General features: G+C 68.2%; 15 protein-coding genes. 6 read left to right on the forward strand and 9 right to left on the reverse strand.

The features are described from left to right. The first annotated feature begins 96 nt into the window (after nucleotides 1–96). Genes ACH413_RS12705 through ACH413_RS12715 form a run of 3 tightly spaced genes read left to right on the forward strand, consistent with a single transcriptional unit; the run spans nucleotide 97 to nucleotide 3,024 of the window. Nucleotides 97–1,047: a tripartite tricarboxylate transporter substrate binding protein gene (locus tag ACH413_RS12705; RefSeq protein ID WP_360041303.1), complete on the forward strand. Its 951-nt coding sequence runs from the start codon at nucleotides 97–99 to the stop codon at nucleotides 1,045–1,047. Further along, a complete protein-coding gene (locus ACH413_RS12710) occupies nucleotides 1,044–1,535 on the forward strand; it encodes a tripartite tricarboxylate transporter TctB family protein (protein WP_360041305.1) in 492 nt (163 codons plus the stop codon). The genes ACH413_RS12705 and ACH413_RS12710 overlap by 4 nt, the downstream gene beginning before the upstream one ends. Beyond that, a complete protein-coding gene (locus ACH413_RS12715) occupies nucleotides 1,528–3,024 on the forward strand; it encodes a tripartite tricarboxylate transporter permease (protein WP_360041307.1) in 1,497 nt (498 codons plus the stop codon). Before ACH413_RS12710 ends, ACH413_RS12715 begins: the two co-directional genes overlap by 8 nt. Here ACH413_RS12715 and ACH413_RS12720 read toward each other — a convergent pair. After that, entirely contained in the window at nucleotides 3,021–3,611 is a 591-nt protein-coding gene (locus ACH413_RS12720; RefSeq protein ID WP_360041310.1) for a TetR family transcriptional regulator, read from the reverse strand. The genes ACH413_RS12715 and ACH413_RS12720 overlap by 4 nt on opposite strands. A gap of 10 nt (nucleotides 3,612–3,621) precedes the next feature. Beyond that, nucleotides 3,622–4,413, reverse strand: coding sequence for an SDR family oxidoreductase (locus tag ACH413_RS12725; protein WP_360041313.1), 792 nt, complete (start codon nucleotides 4,411–4,413; stop codon nucleotides 3,622–3,624). A 271-nt stretch (nucleotides 4,414–4,684) separates the two neighbouring features. Here ACH413_RS12725 and ACH413_RS12730 point away from each other — a divergent pair, with 271 nt between their 5' ends. After that, a complete protein-coding gene (locus ACH413_RS12730) occupies nucleotides 4,685–7,507 on the forward strand; it encodes a BTAD domain-containing putative transcriptional regulator (RefSeq protein WP_360041316.1) in 2,823 nt (940 codons plus the stop codon). Here the strand turns inward: ACH413_RS12730 and ACH413_RS12735 are convergent. Then, nucleotides 7,479–8,210, reverse strand: a complete 732-nt coding sequence (locus ACH413_RS12735; protein ID WP_360041319.1) for a hypothetical protein — start codon at nucleotides 8,208–8,210, stop codon at nucleotides 7,479–7,481. The genes ACH413_RS12730 and ACH413_RS12735 overlap by 29 nt on opposite strands. 89 nt (nucleotides 8,211–8,299) lie before the next feature. Then, complete coding sequence (locus ACH413_RS12740) at nucleotides 8,300–9,103, reverse strand: hypothetical protein (RefSeq protein ID WP_360041322.1); 804 nt, start codon at nucleotides 9,101–9,103, stop codon at nucleotides 8,300–8,302. 142 nt (nucleotides 9,104–9,245) lie between these two features. Between ACH413_RS12740 and ACH413_RS12745 the strand changes: the two genes are divergently transcribed. Continuing rightward, the gene (locus tag ACH413_RS12745; RefSeq protein WP_330273428.1) at nucleotides 9,246–9,602 is read left to right on the forward strand and encodes a helix-turn-helix transcriptional regulator; all 357 of its coding nucleotides are present in this window, start codon (nucleotides 9,246–9,248) and stop codon (nucleotides 9,600–9,602) included. On the opposite strand, the gene ACH413_RS12750 is transcribed toward ACH413_RS12745, so the two are convergent. From ACH413_RS12750 to ACH413_RS12770, 5 genes are all read right to left on the reverse strand, one after another. Continuing rightward, nucleotides 9,599–10,189, reverse strand: a complete 591-nt coding sequence (locus tag ACH413_RS12750; RefSeq protein WP_089917037.1) for a ClpP family protease — start codon at nucleotides 10,187–10,189, stop codon at nucleotides 9,599–9,601. The two genes, ACH413_RS12745 and ACH413_RS12750, sit on opposite strands and share 4 nt — an antisense overlap. Beyond that, nucleotides 10,186–10,800, reverse strand: coding sequence for an ATP-dependent Clp protease proteolytic subunit (locus tag ACH413_RS12755; RefSeq protein WP_360041326.1), 615 nt, complete (start codon nucleotides 10,798–10,800; stop codon nucleotides 10,186–10,188). The genes ACH413_RS12750 and ACH413_RS12755 overlap by 4 nt, the downstream gene beginning before the upstream one ends. 74 nt (nucleotides 10,801–10,874) lie before the next feature. Next, the gene (locus ACH413_RS12760) at nucleotides 10,875–11,579 is read right to left on the reverse strand and encodes a lasso peptide biosynthesis B2 protein (RefSeq protein WP_360041329.1); all 705 of its coding nucleotides are present in this window, start codon (nucleotides 11,577–11,579) and stop codon (nucleotides 10,875–10,877) included. Next, on the reverse strand, nucleotides 11,572–13,284 hold the full coding sequence (locus ACH413_RS12765; protein WP_360041742.1) for an albusnodin/ikarugamycin family macrolactam cyclase: 1,713 nt from the start codon (nucleotides 13,282–13,284) through the stop codon (nucleotides 11,572–11,574). The genes ACH413_RS12760 and ACH413_RS12765 overlap by 8 nt, the downstream gene beginning before the upstream one ends. Then, entirely contained in the window at nucleotides 13,281–13,439 is a 159-nt protein-coding gene (locus ACH413_RS12770) for a lasso RiPP family leader peptide-containing protein (RefSeq protein ID WP_360041332.1), read from the reverse strand. The genes ACH413_RS12765 and ACH413_RS12770 overlap by 4 nt, the downstream gene beginning before the upstream one ends. A gap of 289 nt (nucleotides 13,440–13,728) precedes the next feature. Here ACH413_RS12770 and ACH413_RS12775 point away from each other — a divergent pair, with 289 nt between their 5' ends. Next, nucleotides 13,729–14,940 carry an ROK family transcriptional regulator gene (locus ACH413_RS12775; RefSeq protein ID WP_360041745.1) on the forward strand — a complete coding sequence of 404 codons (1,212 nt, stop codon included), beginning with the start codon at nucleotides 13,729–13,731 and terminating at the stop codon, nucleotides 14,938–14,940. Nucleotides 14,941–15,224 lie beyond the last annotated feature (284 nt).

A 15,224-nucleotide genomic window follows, 5' to 3' on the forward strand; every position in this document is an offset into this window, starting at 1 on the left:
AACCCTTACGAGGCGCCCACCAGTTACCTAGCGTCCCCGCCCACAGTTCGCAACGAAGCGAGGAGTAACTCGATGGGTACGGCATGGAGACGAGCGGTGGCGGTCGCTGCCGCCGGACTGGTGCTCGCGGGGTGCGGTCAGGGGGCGAAGAGCGCGAGCGGCGGTGACTCCATCGCGAAGCTGGAGATCATGGCGCCCGCCGACCCCGGTGGTGGCTGGGACCAGACGGCGCGGGCCATGCAGTCCGCGGTGAGCGGGGCCAAGCTCGCGAACTCCGTGCAGGTCACGAACGTCGGCGGCGCCGGCGGCACGGTCGGCCTGCAGAAGCTCCTCAACGAGCGTTCCGAGTCGTTCCTGATGATCACCGGCCTGGTCATGGTCGGCGCGGTGGAGACCAACGCGTCGCAGGCCCGGCTGGAGGAGACCACGCCGATCGCGCGGCTGACGGCCGAGGACGAGGTCGTCGTGGTGCCCGCGGACTCGCCGCACAAGACGATCGACGACCTTCTCGCTGCGGTCAACGAGAAGGGCAAGGGCGTCTCGATCACCGGCGGTTCGGCCGGCGGCACCGACCACATCCTCGCCGGGATGCTGCTCAAGGCGAAGAACATCGAGCCGGCCAAGCTGAACTACGTGCCGTACTCCGGCGGTGGCGAGTCGCTGGCGGCGTTGCTGGGCAAGAAGGTCGACGCGGGCATCTCCGGCATCGGCGAGTACAAGGAGCAGATCAAGGCGGGCAAGCTGCGCGCGCTGGGCACGTCCGGCCCGAACCCGGTCCCCGAGTTGAACGTGCCGACGTTCAAGGACCTGGGCGTCGAGCTGATCAACTGGCGTGGCGTCGTGGCGCCCGCGTCGATCACGGCCGAGGCCAAGACCCGCCTCACCAAGCTCGTCACCGACATGCACGCGAGCCAGCAGTGGAAGGACGAGCTGTCCAAGAAGGGCTGGACGGACACGTTCCTGACCGGCTCCGAGTTCTCCACGTTCATGGCCAAGGAGATCGGGCGTGTGAAGCCCGCACTGCAGGACATCGGGCTCGTGAAGTGATTGCCGCAAAAATCGAGGAGTACGCGTTCGGCGGTCTGGTCGCGTCGATCGGGGTCTTCACCCTGATCGACGCGGGCACGATCGCCGCGCGCGACGACAACGCCGTAGGACCACGCGCGTTCCCTTACGCCGTGGGAATTCTGCTCGTCGTGACGGGCATCGCGGCCATCATCGCGACCGCCCGCGGAAAGCTCGGCCAGGCCGAGGAGGGTGAGGACGTCGACGAGAACGTCCGCACCGACTGGGTCACCGTGGGCAAGCTGGTGGCCGTGCTGATCGCGCACCTGGTGCTGATCGACCTGGTCGGCTGGCCGGTCGCGGCGGCGCTGCTGTTCTTCGGCGCCGCCTGGTCGCTGGGCGCGATCTGGTGGAAGGCACTGCCCATCGCGATCGTGCTGGCGCTCGTCGTGCAGGTCGTGTTCGCGTACGGCCTGGGCCTCTCGCTGCCGGCCGGGATCTTCGAAGGGGTGCCGTTCCTCGATGGATAGCATCACCATGCTGCTGGAGGGTTTCGCGACCGCCGCGCAGCCCGAGTACCTGCTGTACGCGTTGCTGGGCGTCACGCTCGGCACCGCCGTCGGCGTGCTGCCGGGCATCGGACCGGCGATGACGGTGGCGTTGCTGCTGCCGTTGACCTACACGCTGGAACCCACCGCCGCTCTGATCATCTTCGCGGGCATCTACTACGGCGGCATGTACGGCGGCTCGACCACGTCGATCCTGCTCAACACCCCGGGCGAGTCGGCGTCCATCGTCACTGCCTTAGAGGGCAACAAGATGGCCAAGGCCGGCCGGGGCGCGGCGGCTCTGGCGACGGCGGCGATCGGGTCGTTCGTGGCGGGCACGATCGCCACGGTGTTGCTCACCCTGCTGGCACCGACCATCGCGGACGTCGCGGTGCAGCTCGGCCCGGCGGACTACGTGGCGTTGATGGTCGTGGCGTTCACGACCGTGGCGGCACTGCTCGGGTCCTCCCCCGTGCGCGGCCTGGCGTCGTTGGGACTCGGCCTGTTCATCGGTCTCGTCGGCACCGACACGTTGTCCGGGCAGCAGCGCTTCACCCTCGGGGTGGCGACGCTGGCCGACGGCATCGACGTGGTCGTGGTGGCGGTCGGAGTGTTCGCGGTCGGCGAGGCGCTGTACGTGGCGTCGCGGCTGCGGCACGGGCCGATCGAGGTCGTGCCGATCGGCGGCAAGTGGATGACGCGCGAGTTCTGGTCGCGCTCGTGGAAACCGTGGCTGCGCGGCACGTTCATCGGGTTCCCGATCGGCACCGTGCCGGCCGGTGGCGCGGACGTCTCGACGTTCCTGTCGTACGCGGCGGAGAAGAAGCTCGCGAAACGGCCGGAGGAGTTCGGCAAGGGCGCGATCGAGGGCGTGGCGGGTCCGGAGGCGGCCAACAACGCCGCCGCGGCAGGCGTTCTGGTGCCGTTGCTGACTCTCGGCCTTCCCACGACCGCGACGGCCGCGGTGATCGTGGCGGCGTTCCAGAGCTACGGCATCCAGCCGGGGCCGTTGCTGTTCACCAACAACGGCCCGATGGTCTGGGCGCTGATCGCGTCGCTGTACATCGGCAACGTGATGCTGCTGGTGCTGAACCTGCCGCTGGTGAAGATCTGGGTGAAGGTGCTGCAGATCCCGCGGCCGTACCTCTACGCGGGCATCCTGCTGTTCGCGGCGCTGGGCACCTACGCGGTGAACTTCGTCGTGGACGACCTGATCGTGCTGCTGATCATCGGTGTGATCGGCTTCTTCATGCGGCGTCACGGTTATCCGGTCGCGCCGCTGGTCGTCGGCCTGATCCTCGGGCCGATGGCGGAGGAACAGGTCCGGCGCACCCTGCAGATCAGCGAAGGTAATCTCGGCGCGTTGGTGAGCAGCCCGTTCGCGGCGGTCGCCTACACCATCCTGGTCGTGCTGCTGGTGGTCGCGGTGGTGCTTCGGTTGCGCCGCAAGAAGTCTGAAGTGACGGTCTAACCGCGCACGGCGGCAAGCGCTTGTTCGTACAGCTCGAACGCATCAGCCTTGCCGCCGTGGCGGACCCACAGTTCCGACGCGGCGTCGACGCACGCGAACACCGTCGCGATGACACCCACCGCGCGGGCGTCCGGGATCTCGCCGGACTCGATGCCCATCCGCTTCTCGATCGCGGGCACGAGCGAGCGCTGCCACCTCAGCCGCTTCTCCAGGTACCTGGAGTGCAGCGACGGGTTGGTGAAGATCAGCCCGGAGATCTCCAGCACCCGCTGCGGGGTGTGGTTGCCCGCGGTGAGCAGCGTGGTGAACCCGGCCCGCAGAGCGTCCCAGGTGGACATCCCGGGGTCTTGGGCCTCGACGGTCGCGACCAGCAGGTCGCCCAGCGCGTCCTGCTCACCGCAGACCAGGTCTTCCTTGGTGCCGAAGTAGCGGAACAACGAGCGTTGCGAGACGCCCGCCCTCGTGGCGACCTGGGCCATCGTGGTCGCCTCGTACCCCTGTTCCGCGAACAGGGTGAGGGCCGTGTCGACGATCTCCGCGACCACGGCCTGACGCGACCGGTCCCACAGCGTCGACGGCTTCTCCATGAGCCCCACTCTAACCGCGCTGCACCATCCGCCCGATCATCCTGGCGCCCATCGCGCGGGAGGCCAGGTGGCGTCCGGCGAACGCCAGCACGCGGTTCATCCGGCCCGAGATGACCCCGACCGGCGTGACCCGGCGGTCCAGCGCGCGCATCGCGGTCTCGACCACCTCGCCGGAGGTCTGCATCCGCAGGCCGCCCGTCATGTCCTCACTGCCGGAGACCTCGAAGAACTCGGTGCGGGTGGCTCCAGGTGACAGCACCATGACGCGCAGGCCCGTGCCGCGCGACTCGACCCACAGGCCCTCGGTGAAGCTCACCACGAACGCCTTCGTCGCGCCGTAGACCGACGACCAGGGCGTCGCCTGGTAGGCCGCCATGCTCGCCACGTTCACGAGGAAACCGTGACCGTTGGCGCGCAACGACTCGATGAACGCCCTGCTGATCTCGACGACGGCGTTGACGTCGACCGCGACCTCCTGCCGCAACCGCTCGGGCTCCTCCTCGTGGAACGCCCCGAAGTTCCCGAACCCGGCGTTGTTGATGACGCTGGTGACGCCGAACCCGGCGACCTCCGCCGCCAGCCGCTCGCCGATGCCCGGCTGGGCGAGGTCCGCGGCCACGACGTGCACGGTCACGCCGTGCGCCGCCCGCAGCTGCTCGGCCAGTTCCTCCAGCCTGTCCTTGCGGCGCGCGACCAGCACGAGGCTCGATCCCCGTGCCGCCAACCGCCGCGCGAACTCCGCGCCGATGCCCGAACTCGCCCCGGTGACCAGCACCGTCTGCTTCCTGAAGTCGACTCCCATGCCGACACCGTACGCCTGTCTGGCAGTCACTGCCAACCTGTCCTTATCTGCCCGAATTCATCCGTAACGTTGCCGGAGGAGCGACGATCTTGGGGCGTGGGAGGACAACGGTGATCCGGCGGCCCCGGCTCGAAGGGCTGCTCTGCGCGACGAGGCTCACGACGCTCGTCGCCCCGCCGGGTACGGCAAAACGACACTTCTGACCCAAGCGCACACCGACCGCCCGGTCGTGTGGCACACCTGCCAGGAAGGCCATCGGCTGGTGCAACCGATGGCGTCCGCCCTGGCAGCCGGGTGGGCCGGCGTGCCGTCGGTGTCCGGAGAGGACGAGTCCGGTCGCGCACACGCCCTCGCCGGACTGCTGGCCGACGCCTGGCCGGAGGACGTGCTGATCGTCCTGGACGACATTCATGTGCTGAGACAAGAGGATTCGGCCGTTCAGCTGCTGGAGGCGCTGTGCCTTCAGCTTCCGCCGAGTGCCCGGCTGGTGCTGTCCGGACGGACGCCCGCGCCGTTCTCGTTGCGGCGCCTGAAGGTCGACGGCGAGCTGACCGAGATCACCGCGGCACAGCTCGCGTTCACGACGGAGGAGACGGCTGTGGTCGCCGGGCACGACGTGCACGACGTCACCGGCGGATGGCCGATCGCGGTGCGGCTGGTGGCGGAGACGGGAACCGTCGAGGAGCTCGGCGACCTGGTGGACGAAGTCGTTGGCAGAGAACCACTCCAGACTCGTGAACTGCTCAGGACCGCGGCCGCGTTCGATCGGTTCACCATCGATCTGCTGACGTCGCTGGGACACCCGAAGGCCGCGGTGATCCTGCCCGATCTGGCCCGGCGCGGGCTGTTCGTCGAACACGTCCGGGCCGAACCGGGGTGGTTCGCGCTCGTGCCGCTGGCGCGGGAGTTCCTGGAACCGGCAGTGGGTGTGCACGCGGCCGCAGCGCGGTGGTTCACCTCACGAGGCGAGTACGTCCGCGCGGTGGATTCCCTTGCGACGCTGGAAGACTGGCCCGGTGTCACGGCGTTGCTCGGCGACGTGTTGCGAACGCGTGGTGCGGACGCCGTGCTGACCGCGACAAGCCTTGTGCCAGAGGAAGAACGCACGGCCGAGGTCTGGCAGCTCGAAGGCGTCGCGCACCAGTTGCGCGGCGAATGGTTGCCCGCGGCCGACCGGTTCACCCAGGCCACCGCGGACGGCCTCACCGCCGAACTGGCCTGGCGGATGGCGTGGATCCAGCACCTGCGCGGCGGGCCGCAGGACGCGCTCAAGATCTGCGACGAGTACGTGCCGGACGGCGCCGATCCCGCGGCGGAGTCGATGCTGCTGAGCACCGCCGCGAGTGCGCACTGGGCGTTGGGAGATCTGGAGTCGGCGGCGGGGAAGGCCGTTGCCGCGTTGGAGATCGCCACCGGTGACGGCGGAATGGGCACCGCGCACACCGTTCTCGCAATGGTGGCCGCGGCGCAGGGAAAACGCGACGAACTGACCGAGCACTACGACCTCGCTTTGGATCATGCACAGAAGGCCGGCGACGTGCTCGGTGTCATCCGCATCCGCTCGAACCGCGCGTCGCACCACGTCGAGGCGGGTGAGCACGGGGCGGCGTTGCGGGAGATCGAGGAGATGCTGCCGCTCGCAGATGTCACCGGGTTCGCCACCTACCGGGCGATCGGGCTGCACAACCGCGGCGAGGCGTTGCTCGGGCTCGGCAGGCTGGACGAGGCCGCGGCCGATTTCCACGCCGCGCAGAAGGTTTTCGACCAGGCCGGGAGCTGGCTCGCGGCGGCACCGCTGGTCTACCTGGGCGAGGTGCACCGGTTGCGCGGCGACCGCGCGCTGGCGGCGTTCGCGTTGCACGAGGCGCTTCGGCTCGCGGCGGCCAAGAACACCGTGCCGCACCTGGTTCTCGCTCATGTCGGACTGGCCGAGTTGTTCTCCGACGACGACCCCGACCTGGCGCGGGAGCACGCCCGCAAGGCGTTGGAGCTGGGGGAAAGCGTGGCGGCGCTGCTCGTGCTGGGGTGGCTCGACCACGACAAGGGCCTGTGCCAGGAGGCGGCGGAGATCGCGACCCGGCGTGGCGACCGGGCGGGGTTCGCGCGGTCGTTGCGGCTGCGGGGAGTGCTGGAACGCGATCCGGTGCTGCTCGACCAGGCGCTGACGTTGTGGCGTGAGATCGGCAACCCGCTCGGCGAGGTCCGGGTGCGCACGGCTCAAGCGGCGTTGATCGGTGGCGCGGCGGGAGAACAGCTGGCTCTGGAGGCACGGCAGCAGGCCGCGGATCTGGGTGCTCGTGTGCTCGTCGAAGCCGCCGCGGCTGTTGCCGAGACATGCCGGAAGGCGGCCAGGCCGGCGTTGTTCATCCAGACGCTGGGCGGTTTCCGGGTGCTGCGCGACGGCGAACCGCTGCCGCCCGCCGCGTGGCAGTCGCGCAAGGCCAGGGACCTGGTGAAGATCCTCATCGCCCGGCGCGGGCGGCCGATCACCCGTGAGGCGCTGGGAAACCTGCTGTGGCCCGACGAGGAACCGGAGAAGGTCGCGAACCGGCTGGCGGTGGCGTTGTCCACGGCCCGCAGCGTGTTGCGCGCGGGCACGGGGATCGTGGCCGAGGGGGACGCGATCCGGCTCGACCCGGACGTGCTGCCCGTCGACGTGGTCGCGTTCCTGGCCGACGCGAGAGCCGGACTCGCTGCGGCACAACGGAACTCGTCTGAGGCGCAGTCACTGCTCGCGGCCGCCGAGTCCGCGTACCACGGCGACTTCCTGGAAGAAGATCCGTACGAGGACTGGGCGGCCCGGCTGCACGAGGAGGCCCGGCTGATCTACCTCCAGGTGGTGGCGGTGCTCGCCGCACGGGCCGAATCCGGTGGGGAGCACGCACTGGCAAGCAGGTATTGCCTTCGCGTGCTCGAACGCGACCCGTACGACGAGCCGGCGCACCTGATGCTGGTGCGCGTCCTCGCCGCGGCAGGGAGTCATGGCGAGGCTCGGAGGAGCTACCAGACCTACGTCACGCGGATGCGGGAGATCGAGGTCGACCCGCATCCATACCCTGGCGTCTTCATTGGGAGCACACGACGTAGGGCGTGATCGACCAGCGGATGGCCTGGCCCTGCGCGTCCGTTCCCTCACCGGTGACGGTCGCGCCGGCGCCGGCCGGGGTGACGTCCTCGATGATCCCGCCGCCGACCGCACCGCCGGCGCTCACGACCTGCTCGTCGCCTTGGCAGGCAACGGACTTCGAGGCGGTCTTGGTGACCACGACCGTCGGGGTGCCGCCGCGCAGCACCAGTCCTGGCCGGGTACCGCAGATCGCGTGCGCCGTAACGTCGCCGTCGGACGTCTCGACCAGGCCGCTCTTGAGGTTGGACTTGGGCGCCATCTTCGTGAAGTGCCCGCCGGTGGTCTCGCCCCCGACGCCGAGCGCCTTCTGAGCGCTGGGGCAGGTCGCCTCGGCGTTCTTCGTGCCGCTCTTGGACACCAGCGTGAACTCACCTGGCGCACAGGTCGCCCGCACCGTCACCGTCCACGGCAGCACGGTCCCCACGCCGTGCTCGACCGCTGTCACCTCGGCGCTCGTGAGGTCGTCACTCGGGCGCACGCGCGTGATCGTCGTCCGGTCGCCGGTCACCGCGCCTCCCGTGCCGACGACCTTCGTGCCGTTGGGGCAGCTGACCGAGACCGTCTTGCCCGCCGACGTCGCCGCGCTGGTGGCCTGCACCGTCACGACGTCCGTGCTCGCCCGCGCCACGCCCGGACTCGTCAGAGTCAGCACGAGCAGGGCCGTGCTCATCACCTTCACGTTCATCCCCCTTCGGGTCCGCGGGCCTGGTCAGCCCGCGGACCCGAAGGATGCCGCGCTCGCTTAAAGCCGCATTAAGGTCAGGGGCAGCTGACCAGGACGTCGCCGTCAGCGGCGTCGAGGCAGGTGTCCACGCCGAGGCCGCCGTTGAGCGTGTCGTTGCCGGCCGCGCCCCAGATGAGGTCGTTGCCGTTCAACGCCGTGATGCTGTTCGCGAGCGCGTTGCCGACCAGGTGGTCGACGAAGTTGGTGCCGGTCAGGTTCTCCACGTCGCTCGCGACGTAGTCCTTGAGCGCCAGCGTGTCGTAGCCGTCGTCCGTGCCGGAGCCGATGGTGACCGAGACGCCGGAGTTCGGGTGCAGCGAGCTGCCGATGCTGTAGTCGACGCGGTCGATGCCGGTGCCGCCGTAGACGTTCACGCCACCGCGCTTGGGCCGAAGCTGGTCGACGCCGTCGCCGCCGCTGATCGTGCCCCTGGCGCGGGTCTCGATGACGTCGTTGCCCGCCTCGCCGTACACGTGGGCCGGCATCGCGTCGGCGTTGGTGTTGTCGTAGGCGACGTTGACGCGGTCGTTGAGGTCGTTCGCCCGGATCTGGATCGACGTGATCAGCTTCGTGGCACCGGACTCGTAGACGCAGTTCACGTTGGCACCGCTGAGCGTGCAGCCGGCGCCGACGGCCAGCAGGTCACCGGAGTCGGTGATGGTGAGGCGGTGCAACGCGGTGTCCAGGCCGACCGTGATGTTGTTCGTCTTGCCGGGCTCCGCCTCGACGATCAGCACGTTGTTCTGCACGTAGACGGTCGTGTGCGGTGCGGCGTGCGCGACGGCGGGCATCGCGATCGCGGCGAGGGCCGCGGCGCCGAGTCCGATGAGCAGTCTCATGTTCTCCCCTTGGTGGTCGTTGCCTTGCGGGGAACAGCCTGCTCAGCGCTCTTTCGGTCACCTTCGGGTCGTTTTAGGGCCGTCTTTCTGCTCGTAGCAGAACGGCCCTTTGCGGCCGTCCCGATGCTGTCACCATGACGACATGGCGGAGATCCTGGACTTCAAGCGCACCCCGGAGCCCCTGTGGCGGGAAGCCCTGGGCCGGAAGCTTCGCGAGACCAGGGAGGAACGCGGCGACCGGCTGGTCGACGTGGCCGACCGGGCGGGCATCTCGGTGCAGTACCTGTCCGAGATCGAACGCGGCCGCAAGGAGCCGTCGAGCGAGATGATCGCGGCGGTCGCCGGAGCGCTCGGCATCGACCTGGCCGATCTGCTGATCGGCATCGCCGGCCAGGTCCGCAACCTCCGCGCCCCCGGTTTCCGTCCCGGGAGCCACTTCCACACCTCACGCCCGACGGGCCGCCCCTCCGGTCCCGTGGCGATGGCCTTCGCCGCCTAGGCCCGCTGGTCCAGCACCCGATCGACCAGCCCGTACTCGACGGCGCCCGCCGCGTCGAACACGCGGTCCCGGTCGGTGTCGTGACGCAGTTCGGCCACGGTCCGCCCGGTGTGCCGGGCCAGGATCGCCTCCAACTGCGTCCGCACCCGCACCACCTCGTCCGCCGCGAGGATGAGGTCCGGGATCGTGCCCCGCCCCTGCGCCGCCGGCTGGTGCAGCACGACCCTGGAGTGCGGCAGCACCGACCGCCGCCCTTCCGCCCCCGCGGCCAGCAGCACCGCGCCCGCCGCGACCGCCTGCCCCACACAGGTGGTGGCGACCGGTGCCTTGATGTAGCGCATGGTGTCGTAGAGCGCGAGCATCGCCGACGGGTCGCCGCCCTCGCAGTTGATGTAGAGGTTGATCTCCAGGTCGGGGTTGTCGGCTTCGAGGTGGAACAGCTGCGCGATCAACGCGTTGGCGACACCGGAGTCGATCCCGGTGCCCAGGTACACGATCCGCTCGGACAGCAGGTGCGAGTAGACGTCCATGACGCGCTCGCCGCGAGCGTCCCGCGTGATGACGTTGGGAATGGTGTAGGTGCTCATGCGACGGCTCCCGAGTGCAGTCCCAGCTTGTGCATGCGGACGGGGACGACCTGACCCAGGTCGCTGACGATGTGATCGATGAACCCGTACTCCAGCGCCTGCGTCGTGGTGAACCACCGGTCGTGCAGCGAGTCGGTGAAGATCCGGTCGAACGGCTGCCCGGTGTCCTCCGCGATCAGTCCGAGCACCGTGTCACGGGTGTGCCGCAGGTCGTCCGCCTGCACCTCCACCTCCACGGCGGACCCGCCGATGCCCGCACTCCCCTGGTGCATCAGGATCCGGGCGTGCGGCAACGCGAACCGCTTGCCGGGCGCCCCCGCCGACAACAGGAACTGCCCAGCGCTGCAGGCCAACCCCAGCGCCAGCGTCGCCACATCGCACGGCACCAACCGCATCACGTCACGAATGGCCAGCATCGACGGCACCGAACCACCCGGCGAGTTGATCCACAACGCGATGTCCTGCCGCGGATCCTCACTGGCCAGCGACAACATCTGCGTGGCCAGCACCGTGCCGTTGTCGTCGTCGAGCGCGCCGTCGAGAATCAGCACCCGCTGACCGAAGAACCGTTCCCGCAGCCCTGGGCTGAAGAGCTTCTCGCTGTTCGTCATGGCACCGACGATGCCGGGCGGCGCGGCCGGCCCGCTTCTTTCTCTGCTGTGGGCAGATCAGCTCACAGCAGCCCTCACACGGCGAGCACCCGTTGGTAGGTGGCGGACACCGGCTCGTCATCACCGTGCTGCACAACGACCCCCTGAGTCTCGACCCACGAGTGGAAGGTCAGCGGATCGCGCGAGTGCCCGAAACACCAGTCGAGCCCACGCCGCTGCGCCACCCCGATCAGCACCGTCGTCAACGACAGCTCCATGCACGCCACCCGCCCGGGAAACCAGTAGCTCACCGCGTGCGCGACCTTGAGCACCGCAAGCCCTTCCGGCACCGTCGCCGGCCGTCGTGCCAGATGCCGCTTGAGCCGCAACACCACGGCGATCGACACCCGAAGCGGAAACCGCAGCAGCAGAACGGAAGTGAGCAGGCAGGCCACCGTCAGCACCCGGCTGCCCAGCGACATCGGCACGTCCCGCTGCTCCGGCAACGCGATCGGCACCCCTCCGGCCCGCCTCGCCAGCCGCAGGAGGTCCCGTTCCACGAGGTCGGTGACCAGCCGATCCACGTCGGTGCGCAGGACATCGGCCTCCACAGAGGGAAACCGCACTTCCAGGGCCGTCACCGCGCTACCGAGATCCCCCGAACGCCGAAGTTCGTCGAACACCACCCGCCCCGTCGTGTTGAGCAGGTGCCACTGCCCGGTGTGCGTGTTGAGCAGCACCATGTCCCCACCTTCACCGAGCTTCACGTGCACGGTGGGCGGAACCACGAAGTCAGGCATCGGCAACACCTCCGGTCAACTCGCGCAGCCACAACTCGATGGCCAGCACCTGGTTCAACGGAGCCCACGGCGTCTCCAATCCCTGCGCCGCCCTCTCCAACGCCGTCCGGACGCGCCGCGGCTCGATCAACCCGAGATCCGCACTGACCGGTTCTGCCAGCAACTCCCGCAACGCAGACAGGTTCCGCCGAATCCCCATGTGCGCGGTACCGGTGTAGTCCCCCTTGGTTCGCCTGCTCAAGACCACCTGCGGCACCAGACCTTGCAACGCCTTGCGCAGCAACGGCTTCGGGCTAGCCGGATCGCACCGTCGCCAAGCAGGCAAACTCAGGCATACCCGCACCACCTCGGAGTCGAGAAACGGCGCATGCACGTCAATCCCGTACAGCGCACCGGTTTCCCGCACGGTCCGTTGCGTCGCACCCATGTAGTCCAGTTGCACGAGCATCGCCCGATCGCACGCGTCCATGTGGTCATCACCGTCAGCCAGATCCATCAGGTGCCCGGCCAGCGCTTCACGAGCTTGTGGCGCAAGCCAATCGCACGAAGGCGAGCCCCAAGACGTGATGGCGCGCTCTTCCCAGAAGGGGACGGTCTGTTCGCTGCGGGGCCGCTCCAGCCTTCGGGCAAACGCTGTCAAACCCTGTCGCCGGTTCATCGCCGCAAGCCTCACACTCCTGCGGAACAAAGCCAGCGAAGATCGGTGCCGCAGCCTGGCCCACGCTGAACAGTGCCTCCACAGCGTCGTGAGATCCCCACGTCGGGCCAGATCAACGAAGTAGCCGAGTGGCGCACCCAGCACCAGATCACCGCCTTCGCCGACCAGATGCGTCGTACCGCTCGCGGCAGCCATACGCAGCCGGACAGGACCCATCGCAAGTCCGCTCGGATGCGGCAGATCGGCCGAGACAGGCCAGTCCTGGTATGGAAGATGCTGTCCGACCGCCGTGACGACGCGATGCCGGAACCGCGGGTCGAGGCGCCCGCACAGCTCCGCGTACCGCACGTCGTCGTCGACTGACGCACCTTCTTGTGCGTACGTCACAACGGAAAGCTCATCGACCTCCCGCGCAGCGAGAAAGGCGAGTGACGTGGAATCAAGGCCACCGCTGAAGTCCGAAGACAATGCGGCCCCGGTTGAGGTACGAGCGGAAATGGCTCCGCGAAGGCATTCCCGCAACTCTTCCGCGCAGTCGTCGAAGCGTCTGCTCTCGTCGGCGATCAGAGGTGTCACGCGTGTCGTATCTCCGGCAGAGACGCGAAATGCTGTTCCCGGTTCAAGCTGGCGAACACCGCTGAACGCGGTCCTGCTCACCAGCAACTCCGGCACCTGAGGGAGGACGATCTGCGCCGCGAGATGAACCAGATCCGGCCGCCTACCAACCTGTTCCGTCACTTCACCAGCCCGCGAGCCGAACACCACGCGTTCTCCAGCGGTCGCCACATACAGCGGGAACTGGGCAGAGGCGTCGGACACCAGCACGACGTCCCGTTCTTCGACCAACGCAGCCGAAAAGGCGCCAGGCAACGACATCAGTCGACGGAGATCGCCTTCGGCGGCACGAACTTCGGCGTCGCTCGCAATGCACTGTCCGATGAGGACAGTTGTGACGCCGAGTCCTTCGACCTCACGACACGAACTGTGGTCGAGCGCGAGCCGCGGCCTGCCCGCCGAATCCGGCGCAGACGCGCTCGACCCGATCAGGTGAACGACTGCCCAGCGGGGTCGCCACTGCCGCTGGAACTTCCACGAGTCACCACGACCACTTTTCCGGCGTCGAAGACAGCTGGAGGTTCATAGTGCGAAATGCACGGATCGTCGACCTCGGGGAAGCCATCATCATCGCTGGTCATGGCCATTCGCCCCCTACGACAATTCAGAGAGTCCGCATCACATGACTTTCAGCAACAGCCTACGGGGCTGGAGACGGTCCCTGAAGGCCCGACTGGGGGAAGCCGCCACCAAGGCACGGAGCAAGCTGAACCCGCACGTCCGAATTGCGTGACCGGCAAGCATGCTTGAGGATTCACGCGAGCTTCGAGTTGGGGGCTCCACTAAATCCAGACAAGAGGTCTGGCATGATCTTGACGCTTCAGTATCTTCAAGTTGAAGCAAGGGCGTACACTAGCTAGAGTCGATTGGGTGCTGATGACTTCTGACGGCAAGATGCACGACGCACGCAAGTTGCTGAGCACGCGATCCGATTCGATTCGCGAGAGCAACAAGCGACGAGTCCTGCGCGCGGTCATGGCACAACCTTCGACTCAGGTGCAGATCGCCCGTCGTACCCAGTTGTCGCAGGGCACCGTCTCCGGGGTCGTGCAGGAACTCGAAGCCGAACGCGTCTTCCGGATCGACGGAAGTGACGGCGAGCGGGGCAAGCGGATCAGCATCGGCGCGGTGCGTGGTGTCGCGGTAGGCATCGAGGTCGGCCACGACCGCCTCACCGTCGCGGTCCGGCGCGTCGACTCAGAGGAAACACACCACCAGGTCGTGAACCTCGGCGTGGCACAGGGACTGGACGCGTGGCGCCGCGAATGCGTCCAGATGATCCAGACTCTCGTGGCCAAGACCGGCCTCGGGGACGAGCACATCGTGTCCATCGGACTCGGCTTGCCGGCGGCCATCGACCCGCGCACCGTGGAGATCTCCCAGGTCGCCTCCTCCCTCGACTGGGATCTCGAAGGCCATCCCGCCGAGTGGTTCAAGAGGGAGTTTCCCAAGGTCCCGGTCATCCCGGACAACGAGTGCAACTTCGCGGCGTTCGGCGAACACCTGTACGGGCAGGGGCGAGACCGGGAGACGATGCTCTTCGTGAAGTCGTCCGCCGGTATCGGCGCGGGTCTGATCATCGGCCGGAACATCATCCGTGGCCGCCACGGCCTCGCGGGCGAGATCGGACATCTCACGATGGACCCGCTCGGCGTCGTCTGCCGCTGCGGAAGCCGCGGTTGCCTGGAGACGCTCGTCGGCGGCGCCCGCCTGATCGAGCAGGTTCGACTCGCGTACGCGGGCTACCAGGTCGACCTGCCCACGAACCTGGAGAACCTCATCGGGAGCGCGAAGAGGAACGACAGGGTGTGTCGGCGCGTACTGGAGGACGCCGCGAGCAACATCGGCCTCGCGCTCGCCAGGGTGTGCAACATCGTCAACCCCGAGCTGATCGTCATCGGCGGCGAGCTCGGCAGAGCCGGCGACCTGGTGCTCGGTCCCGCGACCGCGACGTTCCGCAAGAACGCTCTTGAGGGAATGTTCACCCACCCCGAACCCACCGAGATCAAGCAGTCTGAACTGGGCATGCTGGCGGGCGCGAAAGGTGCGCTTGGGTTCGCACTGACGATCGACCTGCAGCCGAGCTGATCTACGCCGCAGTAACGCACAAGTCGAACCCCATCGACCTTCAATTTGAAGTACGCTCCCTCGTGGGACTGGCTACGCGACCATGAGGGCGGGCTGCAGCATGCTGACGACCAACACCGCAAGACCGAGGTTGTGGGCTCTCGTCGACAGAGTCGCGCGAGAGCTCCCACCGGCACCGCGAGGAACCACCCACCGGCGTTCGCCCATGCTGTGCGGCCGGACATCTCGCGTCACCGGTGAACACTGTGGCCCTTGAACGGCCCGACCTCGGGCCTGCCGCTCAC

Source organism: Lentzea sp. NPDC020367 (genome assembly GCF_044387305.1).
GTDB lineage: Bacteria > Actinomycetota > Actinomycetes > Mycobacteriales > Pseudonocardiaceae > Lentzea.